Annotated in this window: 17 protein-coding genes; 13 read left to right on the top strand and 4 right to left on the bottom strand. The window is 38.4% G+C overall.

The window, feature by feature from the left end; all coding sequences use genetic code 11:
- Positions 1-51: 51 nt before the first annotated feature.
- Positions 52-1,269 carry a multidrug effflux MFS transporter gene (locus tag B9T23_RS07935; RefSeq protein ID WP_086193713.1) on the top strand — a complete coding sequence of 406 codons (1,218 nt, stop codon included), beginning with the start codon at positions 52-54 and terminating at the stop codon, positions 1,267-1,269.
- 106 nt (positions 1,270-1,375) lie between these two features.
- On the opposite strand, the gene B9T23_RS07930 is transcribed toward B9T23_RS07935, so the two are convergent.
- Positions 1,376-2,083, bottom strand: a complete 708-nt coding sequence (locus tag B9T23_RS07930) for a nitroreductase (RefSeq protein ID WP_086193712.1) — start codon at positions 2,081-2,083, stop codon at positions 1,376-1,378.
- Between the two features lie 387 nt (positions 2,084-2,470).
- Between B9T23_RS07930 and B9T23_RS07925 the strand changes: the two genes are divergently transcribed.
- Positions 2,471-3,769, top strand: a complete 1,299-nt coding sequence (locus B9T23_RS07925; protein WP_086193711.1) for a DcaP family trimeric outer membrane transporter — start codon at positions 2,471-2,473, stop codon at positions 3,767-3,769.
- A gap of 586 nt (positions 3,770-4,355) precedes the next feature.
- The gene (gltS, locus tag B9T23_RS07920; RefSeq protein WP_086193710.1) at positions 4,356-5,585 is read left to right on the top strand and encodes a sodium/glutamate symporter; all 1,230 of its coding nucleotides are present in this window, start codon (positions 4,356-4,358) and stop codon (positions 5,583-5,585) included.
- A gap of 53 nt (positions 5,586-5,638) precedes the next feature.
- Here gltS and chrA read toward each other — a convergent pair whose 3' ends face one another.
- Positions 5,639-6,847, bottom strand: a complete 1,209-nt coding sequence (chrA, locus tag B9T23_RS07915) for a chromate efflux transporter (protein WP_086193709.1) — start codon at positions 6,845-6,847, stop codon at positions 5,639-5,641.
- Between the two features lie 139 nt (positions 6,848-6,986).
- Between chrA and B9T23_RS07910 the strand changes: the two genes are divergently transcribed.
- The 7 genes from B9T23_RS07910 to B9T23_RS07880 all read left to right on the top strand — a co-directional run bounded on the left by B9T23_RS07910 (position 6,987) and on the right by B9T23_RS07880 (position 12,975).
- Complete coding sequence (locus B9T23_RS07910) at positions 6,987-7,979, top strand: patatin-like phospholipase family protein (RefSeq protein ID WP_086193708.1); 993 nt, start codon at positions 6,987-6,989, stop codon at positions 7,977-7,979.
- 328 nt (positions 7,980-8,307) lie between these two features.
- Positions 8,308-8,505 (top strand): hypothetical protein, encoded by a 198-nt coding sequence (locus B9T23_RS07905; protein WP_086193707.1) that lies wholly within the window; start codon positions 8,308-8,310, stop codon positions 8,503-8,505.
- A 367-nt stretch (positions 8,506-8,872) separates the two neighbouring features.
- Positions 8,873-9,394 (top strand): acyl-CoA thioesterase, encoded by a 522-nt coding sequence (locus B9T23_RS07900; RefSeq protein WP_067723834.1) that lies wholly within the window; start codon positions 8,873-8,875, stop codon positions 9,392-9,394.
- A gap of 131 nt (positions 9,395-9,525) precedes the next feature.
- Positions 9,526-10,095 (top strand): TetR/AcrR family transcriptional regulator, encoded by a 570-nt coding sequence (locus tag B9T23_RS07895; protein WP_086193706.1) that lies wholly within the window; start codon positions 9,526-9,528, stop codon positions 10,093-10,095.
- A gap of 27 nt (positions 10,096-10,122) precedes the next feature.
- Positions 10,123-11,313, top strand: coding sequence for an MFS transporter (locus B9T23_RS07890; protein ID WP_086193705.1), 1,191 nt, complete (start codon positions 10,123-10,125; stop codon positions 11,311-11,313).
- Positions 11,314-11,325: 12 nt separating this feature from the next.
- Positions 11,326-12,219 (top strand): LysR substrate-binding domain-containing protein, encoded by an 894-nt coding sequence (locus B9T23_RS07885; protein WP_086193704.1) that lies wholly within the window; start codon positions 11,326-11,328, stop codon positions 12,217-12,219.
- A gap of 141 nt (positions 12,220-12,360) precedes the next feature.
- Positions 12,361-12,975, top strand: coding sequence for a glutathione S-transferase family protein (locus B9T23_RS07880; protein WP_067723840.1), 615 nt, complete (start codon positions 12,361-12,363; stop codon positions 12,973-12,975).
- An 83-nt stretch (positions 12,976-13,058) separates the two neighbouring features.
- Here the strand turns inward: B9T23_RS07880 and B9T23_RS07875 are convergent, their stop codons facing one another.
- On the bottom strand, positions 13,059-14,666 hold the full coding sequence (locus tag B9T23_RS07875) for a bifunctional 3-(3-hydroxy-phenyl)propionate/3-hydroxycinnamic acid hydroxylase (RefSeq protein WP_086193703.1): 1,608 nt from the start codon (positions 14,664-14,666) through the stop codon (positions 13,059-13,061).
- Between the two features lie 322 nt (positions 14,667-14,988).
- A complete protein-coding gene (locus tag B9T23_RS07870; RefSeq protein WP_086193702.1) occupies positions 14,989-15,210 on the bottom strand; it encodes a hypothetical protein in 222 nt (73 codons plus the stop codon).
- A gap of 588 nt (positions 15,211-15,798) precedes the next feature.
- On the opposite strand from B9T23_RS07870, the gene B9T23_RS07865 reads away from it, so the two are divergent.
- The 3 genes from B9T23_RS07865 to B9T23_RS07855 all read left to right on the top strand — a co-directional run bounded on the left by B9T23_RS07865 (position 15,799) and on the right by B9T23_RS07855 (position 17,823).
- Positions 15,799-16,830, top strand: a complete 1,032-nt coding sequence (locus tag B9T23_RS07865) for a CobW family GTP-binding protein (protein WP_086193701.1) — start codon at positions 15,799-15,801, stop codon at positions 16,828-16,830.
- 42 nt (positions 16,831-16,872) lie between these two features.
- The gene (locus B9T23_RS07860; RefSeq protein ID WP_086193700.1) at positions 16,873-17,403 is read left to right on the top strand and encodes a YaeQ family protein; all 531 of its coding nucleotides are present in this window, start codon (positions 16,873-16,875) and stop codon (positions 17,401-17,403) included.
- Between the two features lie 141 nt (positions 17,404-17,544).
- Positions 17,545-17,823, top strand: a complete 279-nt coding sequence (locus B9T23_RS07855) for a hypothetical protein (protein ID WP_213033033.1) — start codon at positions 17,545-17,547, stop codon at positions 17,821-17,823.
- Positions 17,824-17,894: the final 71 nt, after the last annotated feature.

Raw genomic sequence — 17,894 nt, 5'->3', positions numbered from 1 at the left:
GTACAGTGTAAGCTTGTCTTCAAGGTAGCCATTTAAAAATTAAATATCGATATGTCTGAACAGCAGTCTACTCAACAATATTCTACGGCATGGATTATGCTGTTGGCGTTACTGACCTCATTGGGTCCACTTTCCATCGATATGTACTTGCCGGCATTGCCACAAATGGCCAATGACTTTGGGGTAAGCACACAAATGGTGGCCAATACTTTACCTGCATATTTTTTAGGTTTGGCATTGGGACAGTTGATTTATGGGCCTTTGAGCGATCGAATTGGCCGTAAAAAGCCGCTTTATTTTGGTTTGGTGCTTTATATCGTGGCAAGCATGTTATGCGTTTTTGCGAGCAATGAATGGAGCTTAATTGCGGCACGTATTTTACAGGCCGTTGGGGGCTGTGTCGGGGTCGTTATTGCGCGAGCTGCCATTCGTGACCGTTTAGACATGCAAGCTTCGGCGCAGGCCTTTGCCAGTATGATGATTGTGATGGGGATTGCACCTATTATTGCGCCAAGTTTAGGAGCAATGGTATTAAAGTTCTTTTCGTGGCATGCCGTATTTGTGTTTTTAACGCTGATAGGTGTGATCTGCTTGCTGTGCGTACATTTCTTCTTTAAGGAAAGTCTAAGCCCTGAACGCCGTTTAAAATTGAATCTCAACCAGATAGGCAGTTTATATGCAGTCATTTTTACTGACCGTAGTTTTAGATTGCCAATGCTGGCGGGCTGTTTTTCGGGCGGGGTGTTGTTTTGCTATATCAGTTCATCGGCTTCAGTATTGATGGATGATTATGGCTTGAATCAGCAGCAATTCGGTTATGCCTTCGGTATGAATGCTTTTGGTATTGTGTTGTTATCAACTGTAAATAAAAGACTCGCGCATCAGTTTTCAGTACTCAGCCGTTTGAAAATAGGCGCTATGCTTCAGCTCATAGGCTCATCTATTTTATTCATTGCCGGTTTAATGGGGCAGATCCCGTTGTGGATTGTACTTTCAGGCATGTTTTTGGCGGTTGCGGGTATTGGCTTTACCGGACCAAATGCCATGGCCTTGGCGATGTCGGAACAAGGTTCGCGCGCAGGAACAGCCAGTGCCATTATGGGAAGCATGCAGTTTGCCTGTGGCTTGCTCGGTGGTGTGATCTTGAACTTCCTGATTTGGAACGCACTTGTAAATATGGGCTTGGTGATGCTTATGTTTGTAGTCGTGGCTTTTCTGGCCATCATGCAATTAAATATGCCTGTACATCATGAGCGAACAAACACTTAATATTGCAAAGAAAAGCAAAAATCGAATTAAAAAGAGACCTCATTCAGGTCTCTTTTTTGTTTTAGATGAAGTGAATCGATTTATTCATCAAATTTATTCGTCCAACTTATTCATCCAAGAATACGGTAAATTCTTCAACCGCAATACGCGGGGTAATAAAGGTATTGATGATATCGTCCGTATCGGCATAACCAAGCGCAACTGTGCAGACTAGTTCTTCATTTTCTGGAGCATTCAGTACATCCAGTACAATGGAATGAAAATGATTCCAGGCTGCTTGAGGGCAGGTATCCAGACCACGCGCTTTAGCCGCGACCATGACATTTTGAATCATCATGGAAATATCCATTTTAGCGCCAATACCCATGACTTTATTCACGGTGAAATATAGGCCAACAGGTGCATCAAATAACTGGAAATTACGCAGCTGTTGGCGCGCCATTTTTTCTTTGTCACCTTTTTGAATATTTAATAAACCATATAAACCCCAGCCATTTTCACGACGACGCTCAATAAAGGGTGAAATCCACGTTTCTGGATAATAGGCAAATGTTTCCTGGTACTGACTTGCAAGTTCTGGCTTGGTGAACTGTTCGACTTGTGCCTTATATACACGTTCAACCATTTCATCACGTTTTTTCCCAGTCACAACATAAACTTTCCAGGGTTGTGTATTGGTTCCAGAGGGTGCTCGACTTGCCACAGTTAAAATGTCTTTAATGATTTGCGGATCAACCGCTTTATTCAAAAAAGCACGTACTGAATGGCGTGAAGTCATTGCCTCATCAACATGACGAACTTGTTGCAAATTCATAAAAATTCCTTTTGAAATGAGTTTTTTAGCGCTTATGACTATATACATTAGTCGAATATTTGTACGTAAGACTTTGTGTGAATTTTTGCTAAGTTAAAGAATATATTCATTATTTTGAAATAATATCTAAAAACAAGATGATTTTTTAATCATTGTTCAATAAAACTGATTTTAATCAAGTAGAGAACTTGATAGATTGATGGCTACATATGGGTTACATATGTTGTACTTTTATAAAATTTCAAGCTTTTTTCACTGTACTGATAAGCAGAAAATGCAATGATTTTTGAAGCTTTTTAAAATTTTGAATCATGATTTTTTATTGATTGGTTGAGTTTTTAAGGGTCATTTATGCACGGATGCGAAATATTTAAATAGGAGATTAGAATGAGTCGCTTACTCAACGGTAAATTTATGGCTAAAAGTTTAGCCTTGGCAGTCACAGCTGTAATGGTAAGCACTGCACATGCGGGTAAAGCTGAGCAACAACAAATTCAAGAACTACGTCAAGAAGTTGAAGCATTAAAATCTTTAATTCAACAGCAACATCAAGTTCAACAACAGCAGCAAACTCAAATTGAGCAAGTTAAGGTGCAGCCTGTTCAACTTGCGGCAGCACCTGCAGCGAAGTCTGAATCAGCATTAACCGGCTTTAAATCCAAAGCGGGTGCAAGTGTAAATTTATATGGTTTTGTCCGTGGTGATGCCAACTATATCATTGAAGGTGCAGATGATGACTTTAATGCGGTACATAAAGTAAATGGGACGGGAACTACAGATCCTAAATCAGTAAATGACAAACTTCGTGCGACTGCTAAAACCACACGTATTGGTCTCGATTTTAATACCCCGGTAGGTGATGCAAAAGTAGGTGGTAAAGTAGAAGTTGACTTTGCAAGTGCAACTGAAAGCTTGCGTATTCGTCATGCTTATTTGACTTATAACGACTGGTTATTCGGTCAAACCACTTCTAACTTCCTATCCAATCATGCGCCGGAAATGATTGACTTCAGTACAAATATTGGTGGTGGTACGGCCCGTGTTCCACAAGTACGTTATGGTCTTAAACTTGCTCCTGCTACTCAGTTACTTATTTCTGCAGAAGAAGGGGATAGTTCAGGGACAGGAATTAAATATCGTCTACCGAATTTGACAGCAAAATTAACTCAAGGTTTTGCAGACGGTAAGGGTTCAGTATCTGCACGTGCATTGCTTGAAAATTATAAAGCGACTACAGCTGATGATGATCAAACGGGCTGGGGTGTTGCAGCAGGTGTAAATTATCAAGTATCTGAACCTTTAAAAGTTTCCGCTGATGTTTCACATGTCGTTGGTAACAGTAATTACTTATATGGCAGCAATTCAGCTTATACAGTTGATACTGTGAATAATAGTGTTGAGCAGAATGAATTTAATGCTGTTCAAGTGGGTGCAACTTATAAAATTTCGCCTAAGTTACGTTCAACATTGGCGTATGGTGCACTCTTTGCTGATGATGGTACTGACTATGCACGACTCAATACTGCAGCGAATGAAAAGGTTCAACAAGCATGGATTAACTTTATCTATTCACCGGCTGCACCGATCGACTTAGGTATTGAATACATCAACGGAAAACGTGATACCTTTGCTGGACAGTCATTCAAAGATAATCGTGTAGGCTTAATGGCAAAATATAATTTCTAATTAAAAACTAGAAATTTGAAAAAAGAGGCGAATAAATCGCCTCTTTTTTATTGAAAGTTTGAAAATATGAGTCATTGTTTGTAAAAGCTATTTATTTAAGAAATAAATATAAAAAAACTATAATTTACAGTGATAGATAAAATTGTAAAAAACTAAAGATTTCTTTCAAAAAAACTGCATAATGTCGCACTTTTATTCACATTCATATTGTTGAAGTCTTGATTTCATTGTGAATGTGAATGCTGCACTGATGGTAATTAGTGCTTTATGGATTAAATACCGATGACATAGAAATTCTATAAATCACATTGTGAAAGGGATTTCTTGCTGTCCGTTTGATTAAAATTTTGATTTTTAGATCGTGTTTTAGCGCATTGTATGCCTGTTAAATTTGGTGCGAAATCAACCAAATTTGTGTTTGTTATGAATTTTAGCTTAGTGTTATAGGGCACATTTTTTATCAAGAAAAGGTTCTATTTTTTGATTACTTTATAGGTTTTCTCCTGATCCATTGTAAAAAAGCTAAGTTAAGATTTATATCAATAGTGCATACGAAAGTGCAATTTTGGTCGTTTAGGAAAAAGTTATGGATTACATCTTAAGTCCAACATTCAGTTTAATGCTTGCTGTGTTGGTGCTCTATATGGGACGTATTTTAAACAAATACATTCCATTTTTGACCAAATATAATATTCCTGAACCTGTGGCTGGTGGTCTGGTGGGTGCAATTATTTTTTATCTTCTTCACCACTTTGCAGGCTATACCATTTCAGTTAACAAGCCGATGCAAGAAACATTTATGTTGATGTTCTTTGCATCGATTGGTTTAAGTGCAAATTTTGCCAAACTCAGGGAAGGTGGCAAACCTTTGTTAATCTTTCTGGTTGCAATTTCAGCCTTTGTTGTGGTGCAAAATGGCGTAGGAATGGCTGTTGCAAGTGCGGTGGGTCTTGATCCATTGATGGGGGTGATAGCAGGTTCGATTGCTTTAATTGGTGGTTTGGGTACAGCTGGTGCTTGGGGTCCAATTTTTGAAACCAAATATGCCGTTGAAGGCGCATTACCGATGGGGATTGCCAGTGCAACCTTTGGTATGGTGATTGGCGGTTTAATGGGTGGACCTTTAGCGCGCTATCTGATTAAAAAACATCAACTGGCTGCGCCATTAAATTATGAAGTACGTAAGGAAAAAAATGCAGCACCTTTAACTGAACATGAATATGCATTTGAAGCACCTTATAAAGTTCGTTTAATTACTGCCGATAACGCGATTGTCACTTTAGGAATGTTTGCTTTTGCTTTGGCATTTGCAGAAATTTTGAAAAATATGACAATAGGTACAGCATTTGAGCTTCCCACATTTGTTTGGGCATTGGCTGGCGGTATTCTGCTGCGTAATGTTGTAGAAACAGGCTTCAAACGTGAAATTTTTGATCGTTCAATTGATGTATTTGGTAATACTGCATTAGCTCTGTATTTAGCCATGGCCTTGGTATCATTGAAACTGTGGCAATTGGCTGATTTGGCGATTCCAATGATTATCTTGTTGATTGCTCAATCTATTGCAATGTGGGTGTTTGCTGTTTATATCTCATTCCGGGTGATGGGTAAAAACTACGACTCTGCTGTGTTGGCATCCGGTCTGTGTGGTTTTGGTATGGGCGCAACACCTAACGCAATTGCCAATATGCAGGCGATTACCAACATGTATGGACCATCGCATAAAGCATTCTTAATTGTTCCATTGGTCGGCGCATTCTTTATTGACCTTGTAAACGTCATTGTGATTCAAGGGATTTTACAAATCTTTGGTTAATTGATTGATGTTAAAAAAGCCCCAGAAAACTGGGGCTTTTTTAGTATTGAATATTATAAAAAAGTCAGGATAAGTTGGTAGCCTATGCAACTGCCAATTAGGCACAACCAGACGGGAAGTTTGGTTTTAAGTAATCCAATGACCACTGCAACAAATAAAAGATCAGTCAGCTGTACAATATAATGCTGCGCCATTTGTATGACCATGCACAGCAGCAATCCCACCACAGCCGCATTGATCCCCACAACCGCATGACGAATATAAGTTTGATTCATCAGCCATGACCAATAAGGCAGGGTTCCAAAAATCAGCAAAAAGGAAGGAGTAAATATAGCTAAGGTAGCGATACATGCATTGAGTATAGGAAATGGAGTTAAAGGTGTTAACGCACCAATATAGCTGGCAAAACTAAATAAAGGACCTGGCATTAGCTGGGCAAAGGCATAACCTAAATCGAATTTTTCTGCTGAAAGTAAACCTGTGGCAACGAAATCCTGATGTAAAAAAGGCAGAATGATATGGCCACCACCAAACACCAGCGAAGCTGTACGATAAAAACTTTCAACACTTTGAGTGAACATACTGCTGTGTAGCCAATTCATAACGGGAAAGATAAAAAAAGGCAGAATAAAAAATATTAACCAAAGATAAGCATATGATTTTTTTGTAGAAGAAATAGCGTCTGTTAAAGAAGAGGTTTCCACTTTATTTTCTTTTGTGGGAGTAATTTTTTGTGCGAAGAATATCCCCAACAATGCCGCGATAAAAATCACAATGATTTGATTCATCGGCAGCGAAACAGTATAAATAAAGAGGGTGGAACAGAGCATTAAAATGTATTGCCAAAGTTGGGTGCAAAAGCTGCGTAGCATTTGCCAGAACGCCCAAGCCACCACAGCCAAAACAATCAATTGAATACTATGAAAAAACGCGGAAGAAAGCAGTGGGAAAAATTGTTTGCCTAATAGGGCCACTAGGGTCATTAATAGGGCAGAAGGTAAAGTGAAACCCAGCCATGCGAGTATGGCACCCCAATAGCCTTTTTTTACATAGCCAATGGCTAAACCGACTTGACTGCTAGTTGGGCCAGGTAAAATTTGTGCCAATCCGACCAGTTGGACATATTGCTGGTCATCTAACCAATTTAATTGTTTTACAAAGGTTTGATGAAAAAAGACCAAATGTGCGGCGGGACCACCGAATGCCAGACAACCTAATTTTAAAAAAATCAGAAAAATAGTGCGATAATGAATAGATGGCATTGGCAATTTCACTAGGGTCAATTTTTTAAAGTCTAATATTTTTCGATGGCAGTTTAACGAAATACTACAATGTGAAAAACATATAGTTCTTAAACTGTACGACTTTTAAAAGATAAGCTTATTAATCTTTGGGTGATTCATGATAAATATCAAATTTGGTTATATTGCTTTAGCGGTAGTAAGTGTAGTGGGATGCCAAAGTGTTCCACACGCTAAGCTTACTGTTGGCTCTACAGGCTTATCTGAATCCCCAAGTGTAGATGCACAAGTACATGCTGACCGCATTGATTTTAAAAAATTAAAAAAACAGGAAAATCGTCCGATTGTAGCTTTGGTACTGGGTAGTGGTGGGGCACGCGGCTATGCACATATTGGTGTCATTCAGGTATTAGAACAACAAGGCATTCATCCTGATTTTATTGTCGGTACCAGCGCAGGAAGTATTGTGGGTTCAATTTATGCCAGCGGCAAAACCGCGGATGAATTGCGTGAAATTGCTTTAAATATGAAAGCCAATGATGTCCGTGATGTAAAACTGGATATGAAAGGTTTTTTTGACGGCAAAAAAGTTGAAAACTACGTTAATCAGCAAGTCAATAATACACCGCTGGAATTGCTTAAAACGCCAATGTATGTGGTTGCGACAGAATTAAAAGAAGGCAAAAAAGTGGTCTTTAATTATGGCAACACCGGACAAGCAGTACGTGCTTCCGTCTCTATTCCAAGTATGTTTGTACCCACTAAGATTGGTAAAGATGAATATGTAGATGGCGGCTTGGTCAGTCCTGTACCTGTGAATGTCGCACGTGAATTAGGTGCAGATATTATTATTGCAGTCGATATTTTGGCTCAACCAGTGAATACCGAAACCAGCAATGTCTGGGGCTTGTTTAACCAAAATATTAATATCATGCAGAACCATTTGGCCAGAGAAGAACTTAAACATGCAGATATTGTGATTCAGCCAGATTTAAGAGAAAAAGCACATATTTTTGATGTTAAAGGTCGTGAAATGACTATGCGAGCGGGCGCTGAAGCAGCACAAAATCAATTAAATGCCATTTCAACAGTATTCAATCAAAAGCACTATTCACCACTGAATAAAATTCAACAATTGAGTGCGCATGATTGAAGCTATAAATTAACTGAAATGATGAGTGAACCAAGAACAAGGCATCAATTTTTTACTGAATGAAGTCTTGTTCCTGCTTTCAATAGTGTCATGAATATTTTGATTTTGATTAATAAACGAGCTAATTAAGGTCGATTCTATTGTAAAGATTAATTAATCAATTGATATTGCTGAATAAAATCAATTAAGTGGCTAAAAGTTTCATACTATATTATTTTTATATTAATATGTTTTTGTTCAATGATTTAAGTTTACCGCTGGGTGGAAAGTCAATAAACTTCATTTCATTAAAGTCGATATCAAAACATATTTCTGTAAGGATAGTTAAATGAATAACAGCAGTATGAATATAGAAAAAATTAGCATAGGGCATAAAGTCAAAATGGCTACTATGGAACATCTTGTTTTTACTGTGATTGCAGAAAATGCGGACGGTACATTTAGTATTGAAACACAGCTTGATCAGCAGAATGTGCTCAGTTATGGCAATATTTCCAAAGAGATGTTACGTAAAATCGCTTCTTAATTTTATTTAATAGGCTGTATTTTATTTTTGAGCAATTAAATCCTTAAAATAATATCTGCAAATGGATTTGCATTGAGCCTTCATCAGACTAACCACAGCATTCATTTAAAATGGAATGCTTTTAAATGAATGCTGATGTATTTTTTGTAATCAGATTTTTGAGTATTTATTCTATAAAAACCGCAATAAATTAAAAAGATAGCAGATACAGCGTGTTAAACAGATTGATATATATTTTTTTGAATGATAGTGAAATCACTATAAATAATAATGATGATTTTATTGCCGATTTGGACATTCTATTTCGTAGAAAAACGATATAATAATGACTAAATACTATTGTCTATCCAAGAGTCTAGAGAACGCGATGTCCCCATTAGATCAAATTGCTCCAGCATTAGATGACCAGTCTGAATTAACTATGTCGGTTTTAATGACTCCAGATATGGCAAATTTTTCAGGTAATGTTCACGGTGGAACAATTTTAAAATTGTTGGATCAGGTCGCATACGCATGTGCCAGCCGTTATTCGGGTAGCTACGTGGTCACTTTGTCGGTCGATAAAGTCAATTTTAAAGAACCGATTCATGTCGGTGAATTAGTCACTTTCCTTGCTAGCGTGAACCATGTTGGACGTACCTCTATGGAGATCGGGATTCGTGTAGAAGCGCAGAATATTCAAAAGCGTACAGTACGTCATACCAATAGTTGTTATTTCACCATGGTTGCTGTGGATGAAGAGGGCAAACCTAAACAAATTCCTGCCTTAAAGCTAGACAATGACTGGAAACGCTGCCGTTTTGAAGCGGCTGAACATCGCAAAGTGGCACGTCTACAAGAAAGTCATCATCCATCATGCAGTATTTATAAGAAAACTTCACAATGCTAATAAGCATTGAATGAAAAAGACCGCTTTGAAGCGGTCTTTTTTTTGATATGAAAATGTGCTTCTGGTCTATACAGTAGCATTAAATCGGCATAATATAAAACGATACGTATCGTTTCGTTTTTGGTGGTGCTATGACTGAAGTAGAGGTTGAGAAAACTTCGCGCCGTAAGCAATGTATTTTGAAAGCTGTGATCGCAGCATTAGAAGAATATGACTACAGTCATTTAACTGTAGAAGACATTGCGGCACGGGCAGGGGTCGGGAAATCCACGATTTATCGCTGGTGGAAGCATAAGTCTGATTTGGTCTTTGATGCCTTCAAAGAACAAACCGCTTCAGTATTTGAATTGGATTTTCAACAAAGTCTGGAATTTAATCTCAATCAGCAACTTTTAAAGTTATCGCATGCATTGAATCATCCTGTTGGGCGAGCCTTGTTGGTGGTGATGGCTGAGCATCGCGAAGCTGCGGGTGAATTTTTTAAACAGTATTTATTACCGCGCCGTGAGCAAACCCGTAAGCTGATTCAAATTGCAATTGAACGGCATGAAATTATTGCTGACTATCCTTTTGAGCTGATGCTGGATGCGCTTTACGGGCCGATACATTATCAAATTATTTTCTTCAATCGCATGCCTGATGAAAGCTACATTCAAAATTTAGTGCATCTACTTATGCAACCCGCTCTTGTTCAAAAGTAGCCATGGCTACACAGAAAGTTGATCGTTATGACTACCACGAACACCGAGCGCTTATGGAATCGCTCTTTCATATTGTGTCTGTTCAATAACCTGTTTTTATTTACTTATTACTATGCGCTACTGACCATTTTGCCGATTTATATCATGAAAAATTTAGGTGGAACGGTCAAAGAAGCAGGTTTGGCACTGACTTTATTTCTGATATCTTCAATTGCAGTTCGCCCATTTTCTGGATTGATTGTCGAAAAATTAGGGAAAAAAATATCCTTTCGCGGTTCAGAATTTTTATTCGTCCTTTTTGCATTCAGCTATTTATTTGCCGATAGCATGTGGGCTTTATTGGTGATTCGTTTTATCCATGGAATTTGGTTTAGCATATTGACCACGGTGACCGTGCCGATTGCCAATGATTTCATTCCTGATCATCGTAAGGGTGAGGGCATGGGCTATTTTGTCATGTCGACCAACCTTGCAGTGGTATTTGGACCATTGATTGCCTTAACCGTGCTGCAATTTACTGACTTTATCAACTTGTTTGCAATATTGACCGCAGTGATTTGTCTGGGCTTTATTTTCTGTTTAATGGTTCCGGTACAAGAAAATAAACTCGACAAATTAACAAATAAAGTAGAAGAAAAAACTTTAGGTTTTCATGACATTATTGAAATGCGAGCAGTTCCGATTGGCTTTGTGGCTTTACTGACTGCATTTGCCTATTCCAGCATTATGAGCTTCATTACTGCTTATAGTGAATCTAAGGATTTACTGGCCTATACCAGTCTATTTTTTATTGTATTTGCAATTTCCATGATTGTAGTACGGCCTTGGGTCGGGAAAATTTATGATCGTAAAGGGGCCAGCGCCGTCATTTATCCTTCGTTTATTTTCTTTGCTTTAGGTTTGGTGGTGGTGAGCTTTGTTTCAAACCAATGGATTCTTTGGCTATCTGCTATATTTATTGGGATTGGCTATGGCTCATTATTTCCATGCTTTCAAACTCTGGCGATTCAGTCTGTGCCTAAGCAGCGAATGGGACATGCAATCTCGACCTTCTTCACATTATTTGATTTAGGCATGGCGATTGGTTCGGTGATTCTGGGTCTGATCATTGCCTATTATGGTTATCAAATGACTTATCTATTCTGTGCTGTCATTACTGTGGCAACTTTATGTGTCTATAAATACACCGTTTCAGCATCACTTAAACAACCCAAATAAAGAGGTACGGCCGTGGAATTACGTCATTTACGCTATTTTGTTGCAGTGGCAGAAGAGCTGAATTTTACCAAGGCTGCACAACGTATGTGCACGGTACAGCCTTCTTTAAGCCAGCAGATTAAAGATCTTGAACAGGAAGTTGGGGTGCAATTGCTGGTTCGATCGAACCGTAAAGTCGAACTGACCGAAGAAGGTAAAGCATTTTTAAAAGAAGCACTGTTAAGTCTGGAACATGCTGAAAAAGCCATTCAGGATGCACGTCAGATTGCCAACTTAAACAAAGATCAGCTCAATATTGGTTTTGTACCGGTGGCTGAAATGAAAATTTTCCCCTATATCATGCCGAATATTCGGGTGCATTTTCCAGAAATTAAAATCAACTTTCACAGTATGACCGATGCCAATCAATTCAAGGCACTCAAGAAAGGCGATATTGATATCGCTTTTACTCGCTATATTGATGAGTCCAGTGAACTTGAGCATGTACAAATTTTTAGTGAGCCTTTGGCTTTAATTGTTCCAAAAGATTCAGCGATTGCCGAGCAACGTCACGTCAGTATCAAGAGTTTTAACAACCAGGATTTTATTATTAGTGATGAAATTGCTTCACCTCAGTTGCATAAAATTATTACCGACTTCTTTAAGCAGTCCAAATTGAATGTCAATGTGGTGCAGCAATCCACCAATATTTTATTGAATGTCAATTTAGTCGGAATGGGAGTGGGCTGGAGCTTGGTGCCTGCCTATGTCATTCCATTGTTGGGCGACAAAATTGTGGTGAAAAAGACCATTGAGCCTTTACCGATGATTGACCTGTACGTAAGTTACCGTAAAGGTCAAAAAAATGAAGTGATTGAACTGATTTTGAAAATCTTAAAAGAACAATTTTATATGGGTTTCTTTTAAAAATTATCTCTATCACACGATGCTTTTCATTAAGTAAAAGCATCGTCGTCAAAGTCATGCCTCACATAACAATAATCAACACATCATCTAAAACGATTTATACTTAAAACCTAAAACAACAAGACAGGTCGAACGAAAATGATGAAGCTGTATAACAATTCACAATCACGTGGAATGACGCTTCTGCCTTTGCTGAAAGAGCTGGGTATTGAAGACCAGATTGAACAGATTCAAGTGCCTTATGAAGAGATGCATCAAGCTGAATATTCCAGCATTAATCCAATGGGGAAAGTCCCTTGTCTGGTGGATCAGGGTATCGTGATTTCAGAAGTTGCAGCCATATTTACCTATCTGGCAGATAAATATATTGAACAAGGTTTGGCACCCGCCTTGGATGATCCCAAGCGTGGCGCATATTTGAAATGGATGTTCTTTTGTCATGGTCCTTTGACTGAATATATGGATATAAAAGGCTTTCATATTTCTAATGAACAGATTGAAGCGAAAAGAAGCAGTTTGACCTTTGGGAATGAAGACAGCGTCTTTTTATTTCTAAAAAGTGGCATGCAACAGGCAAATCCGTATTTACTAGGTGAGAAAATTTCGGCAGCAGATTTATATTTGGCTTACTGGTTGGTCTTTGCAATTTCTTTTAAAATTTTACCGTATTTAGATGAATTTAAGCCGTTTATTCAACTCATCGGAAGCCGGGATTCGATGAAAGATGTGCCGTGGTTTCAAAAAATAAATGCTTAATGTTATTTGAACAGTGAAAAAACTGAATAAAAAAGACCACGCTTTCGCGTGGTCAGGCCTCTAAATATGATTCAGTTGATTTGTTATTTTACATGTAGCTTTTTGAATAGCTGTTGGCTGACGTGATCTAAGGTTTGTGGAATCGCAAGGGCGGCCACAAAACGGTCAGGACGTAAAATCACAACCGATTCAGACGTTTTACCAAACCATGTGCGGATATCGGTACCAATATCGCCAAGGGTAATCACGCCGTCAAATTTCTTACGGTTTTCATTGCCGAATTGAACTTCAGGAATGATCTGAATAAATTTAACACCTAAATTTTTCCAGACTTGCATAGTGGCATCTGAGAGTCCCCATTGAGGATCAACACCCCAAGCAATAATTGCGAAGTCGTTGCCAATCACATCATCCAGTAAAACTTTTTCACCAGACTCAAGTTTCAAATGTGGCTGGATAAACATCTTACCGACTGGAGATTCTTTTTTACCATCTGCTAGCAATGCACCATCGTTATATTTCGGCATAGGTTTGAAACGCATTTCAAGCAAATACTGTTTAATCGGCTTGATATAATTCAATGCGAAGGCAATACCGTCACGCACAAAACCTTGCCATTTTTTAGGTGGTGCAAGTACGTGACCTGCCATCACAGAAAGATCAATCATCGCTTTAGCATGGTCTTTACGTTCAATTTGGTAAGAGTCCAATAAATCTGGAGTCGCTTTACCTTGCACAACCAGCGCAACTTTCCATCCCAAGTTAAAGGCATCGCGCATACCGCTGTTATAACCCTGACCTTGCCATACAGGCATGATGTGCGCTGCATCACCGGCAAGTAAAATGCGGTCGACACGGAATTTATCGGCAATACGTGCATTGTGTGTGTAGACACGTTGACGAATCACTTCAATATTTTCAGCATTCGGTAAGACTTTAGACAGTAATTTGGCGATATTTTCTGGTTTGCTGAGCTCTTCCTGAGTTTCACCTGGCATCACCATGAATTCGAAACGACGAATGCCATGCGGAAGCGCAGCAGATACGTAGGGACGTACTGGATCACAGCATAAGTAAATGTGTGGTGTGGCTAATGGATCATTTTCAATGTCGATGACGATCCATTGGTTTGGTGCAGTTTTACCATCAAAAGCAATGTTTAAAGTACGACGTACAATTGAGTTGCCACCATCACAGGCAATTAAATATTTTGCTTGAACAGTTTCTTCTTTCTGGTTTTTATCTTGAATCTTAAGTGTTACGCCATTTGCATCTTGGCTAAACTCATTGAGCTGACGTGAAAAAAGCACTTCAGTTTTTTCGTATTGTTTTAAACCTTGCAGCAAGACATTGTCTACTTGAGGTTGAATAAATGCATTACGACGTGAGAAACCAAATTCACGGGTAAGTGGCTGAATATCTGCGAAACAGCGACCTTTAGGGGTCAAGAAACGCATCGCATGGTTCGGTGTGGTATGCGGCAAGACTTGATCGACTAAACCGAGTGATTGAATGGTACGTAAAGATTCATCATCAATACCAATGGCACGCGGATAGTCAATCAAACTATCCAGTTGCTCGATAATAGTGACTTGAACACCTTGTTTACTTAAATAGTTCGCAATCGTTAAACCAACAGGACCAGCGCCCAGGATTGCCACTTCAGTGGTGTAATTTGTTTTGTTGCTCATAGCGAATGTCCATTCAATCAATTCACATTTAAGTGTATTAACGGTGAAATTGAGGGGCTAAACAAGCTATGCCATAGTAGATATGTTGAATGAAAATAAAACAAATGAAATGCTATTAATTTATTAAGATATTGAAAAATAATAAATATATAAATATATAACTATACGGTTTTTTAAATGAATGATCATTTTTTTCTATCATTCATAGGAATCTTTGTTAAAAATAAAAAAGCTGAACTATTTAAATAATTCAGCTTTGATCTCTAAATCATTAACTTGAGTGAACAAGGTGGAGATAACAATTTGAGATTTTTTTTGAATATTATTGAGCAGGTTTAGCAGTTGCTTCTTCAATAGCGCCTTCTGAATTAGGTTGAGCTGATGTTGGCTTGGTTGCAGCACTTTCAGAGGGTGCAGCTTCAGGTTGTTCTTGGGTAGAAACAATCACTTTTTCTTCTTTTTTTTGTTTATCCGCAGTTGCAGCAAAAGTTGTTGCGGCAGCAATGGTAAAAGTAGAAGCAAGTAATATTTGGGTTAATTTCATTTTAAGCATCCTTTTATTCTTTAAAAATTATTTGTATTGGGTCTATATTTATCATCACCTAAATATGGACAGAGCTCATGCTAAAGAGCATGGGATTGAGGTGCAATCAAAGCAACAAAGTGAAACAGTCCTGTTAACCTGAGAAATACAACCCAGCCTTCACTGTTTATTTAGTGTAAAAAATGCTCAAAATGTTGCCGGAAAAATGTATGTAAATATTTCTATATAGGCTTTTATAAGACTTATTTTTCACCAATAACAAACAAAACCTGCCTAAATCATCATTTTTCAGTAGTTATGCTCTGGTATTAAATGTAAATAAATCTTTCAAATTAGGATGAGGTATTTCATCTACTTGGTCTTTTAATACAGTAAAAATAGCGTGTTGATACTGACTTTAAAATTTATATTTAATTCATTTATATAAGTAAAATTTAATAACAATGCTGTGTAAGTCCTTTTAAATAGTGTGAATACGTTGCCATAGCTCCAGGAAGAAATTAAAGTGGAGCAATATGCAGATTTTTGAGGTGGGTTGCTCTTACCACTGCATTGATTGATTTCCACCAAATGAATAGCGAGTAAGTTTTGAAACTGATTTCTCCCACACAAGCTGTCCCTACGCATATCATTTCTGGATTTTTAGGGGCTGGAAAAACCACCTTGCTCAAGCATTTACTCAGTGAAAAACCTGAAAATGAAGTTTGGGCGGTGTTGATGAACGAGTTCGGACAAATTGGTGTCGATCAGCAAATGTTACCGCAAACTCAAGGCTATGAAGTTAAAGAGCTATTGGGCGGCTGTCTGTGTTGTAGCAGTCAATTACCGATGCAAATTGCTTTATCTCGATTATTGTCTGAAACTAAACCGGATCGATTATTTATCGAACCGACCGGTTTGGGACATCCTGCACAATTACTGGACCAACTCACCGAACCGCATTGGCAACCGAGTATTGCCATGCATGCCTTAGTCACGATGGTGGATGGCTCGCGTTTGCATGATGCGGATTGGAGCAAGCAAAATCTGTATGCAGATCAGTTAAAAGCTGCGCAGATTATTGTGGTTTCTCATGCAGATCGTATGGATTTCGCAGATGATCAGGCTTTAGCAGCATTGAAGACTGAATATCAAGCCTATCAACAGATCTGGCTGATGAGTGGACAGACTGAAATTTCGCTTGAGCAAATTGATCTGCCTTATGTAGGCACTGAACGTAAGATTCAGCCTTTGCTGAAAATTCAAAAAACATTTTCTACCGGGCAAAGTCTGCCAGAGATTAAACAATTGCCTTATCACTATGTCGAAACCACTCAAGGCTATAGTGTGGCGGGTTGGAAGCTACCCAAGCGTTGGCAATTCGATTTTTATCCTCTATTGGATTTGCTTTGTGAACAAAAGGATTGGCTGCGGATTAAAGGAGTTTTTAATACCAACCAAGGTTGGAAAACCTTTAATTTTAATCCGGATCAATTTAATTATCAGTCTGCAGAAGAAGGCATTGATAACCGCATTGAAATCATTGTGCAAGATCAGCGTGATTGGCAACACTTTGAAGATCAATTATTTCAGTGTCAGCTGAATATGGGCGAAACTGATAAAACAACTCAGCAAAAGTAGTCCAAATCTTATATGCTAAGCGCCAAATTTGAGGACTTTTTTATGGCGCTTAAAGCAACGATTTATAAGGCTGATTTGAATATTGCCAATATGGATGATCATCAATATGCTGATTATCAATTGACGATGGCTCTACATCCCTCTGAAACCATTGAGCGCTTGATGGTGCGTATTTTGGCCTATGCGCGTTTTGCTGGTGAAGCTTTAGAATTTACCAAAGATCTGTTTGAAACCGATGAACCCGCTTTGTGGGAAAAAGACTTAACTGGTCAGCTGATCAAGTGGATTGAAGTGGGTAGTCCAGATGAAGATAAAGTCAAAAAAGCCAGCGCCCGTTGTAAGCAAGTTGCAGTGGTAACCTATGGTTCATCGGTTGATGAATGGTATAAGCGCAACAGCAAATTAAAAACTTTAAGTAATGTTCAAGTCTGGAAGCTTTCTACAGCAACCACAGATGCACTGCCACAATTATGCGAACGTACCATGCAGTTACAGTTAAACGTCATGGATGGTGAATGGACGCTGATTGGTGAGCATGCGCAAGTCCTGGTTGAATGGGAACAGTTACAGTAAATATAAGCAGGATGCGGGTTTAGGCTTGCATCCTGATCACAAAATTGCGTATACCTTAAAAGAATAACAATGAGAGGGCTAGATAATGCAGCCTGATTTATATCGTTTGCTTATAGCCCTGGGTTATTGGTTGCATTAGCGGTGTTGATCATTCTTATTTTTTTGATCTATGTTCATGAGCGTATAGAAGCCCTGAATCATGCACGCACCTATCGAATTATTTGTCCTTATCAACGCAAGACTTTAGATCAATATGAAGATTTATTTAGGGCTTATGACATGAAGGTGGTTCGCAGTGTGCAACATAAAACCGAACATCGAATTAGTGGACGCTGGATTTTAATCGGCTCCGCTGAAAATCATAAAAAACTGACCGCTTATTTAATGAATGACTCCAATATTCAAGAGCTGAGCTTTTAAATACTAAAAACCTTAAATCATAAAGAACTCACTTGAATCCGGTTTATAATAGCCATTGAAAAATTTAGTGC

Source organism: Acinetobacter terrae (assembly GCF_002135195.1).
GTDB classification, from domain to species: Bacteria; Pseudomonadota; Gammaproteobacteria; order Pseudomonadales; family Moraxellaceae; genus Acinetobacter; species Acinetobacter terrae.
Note: the sequence above shows the minus strand (reverse complement) of the source record. Positions and strands in the feature narration are given on the sequence as shown.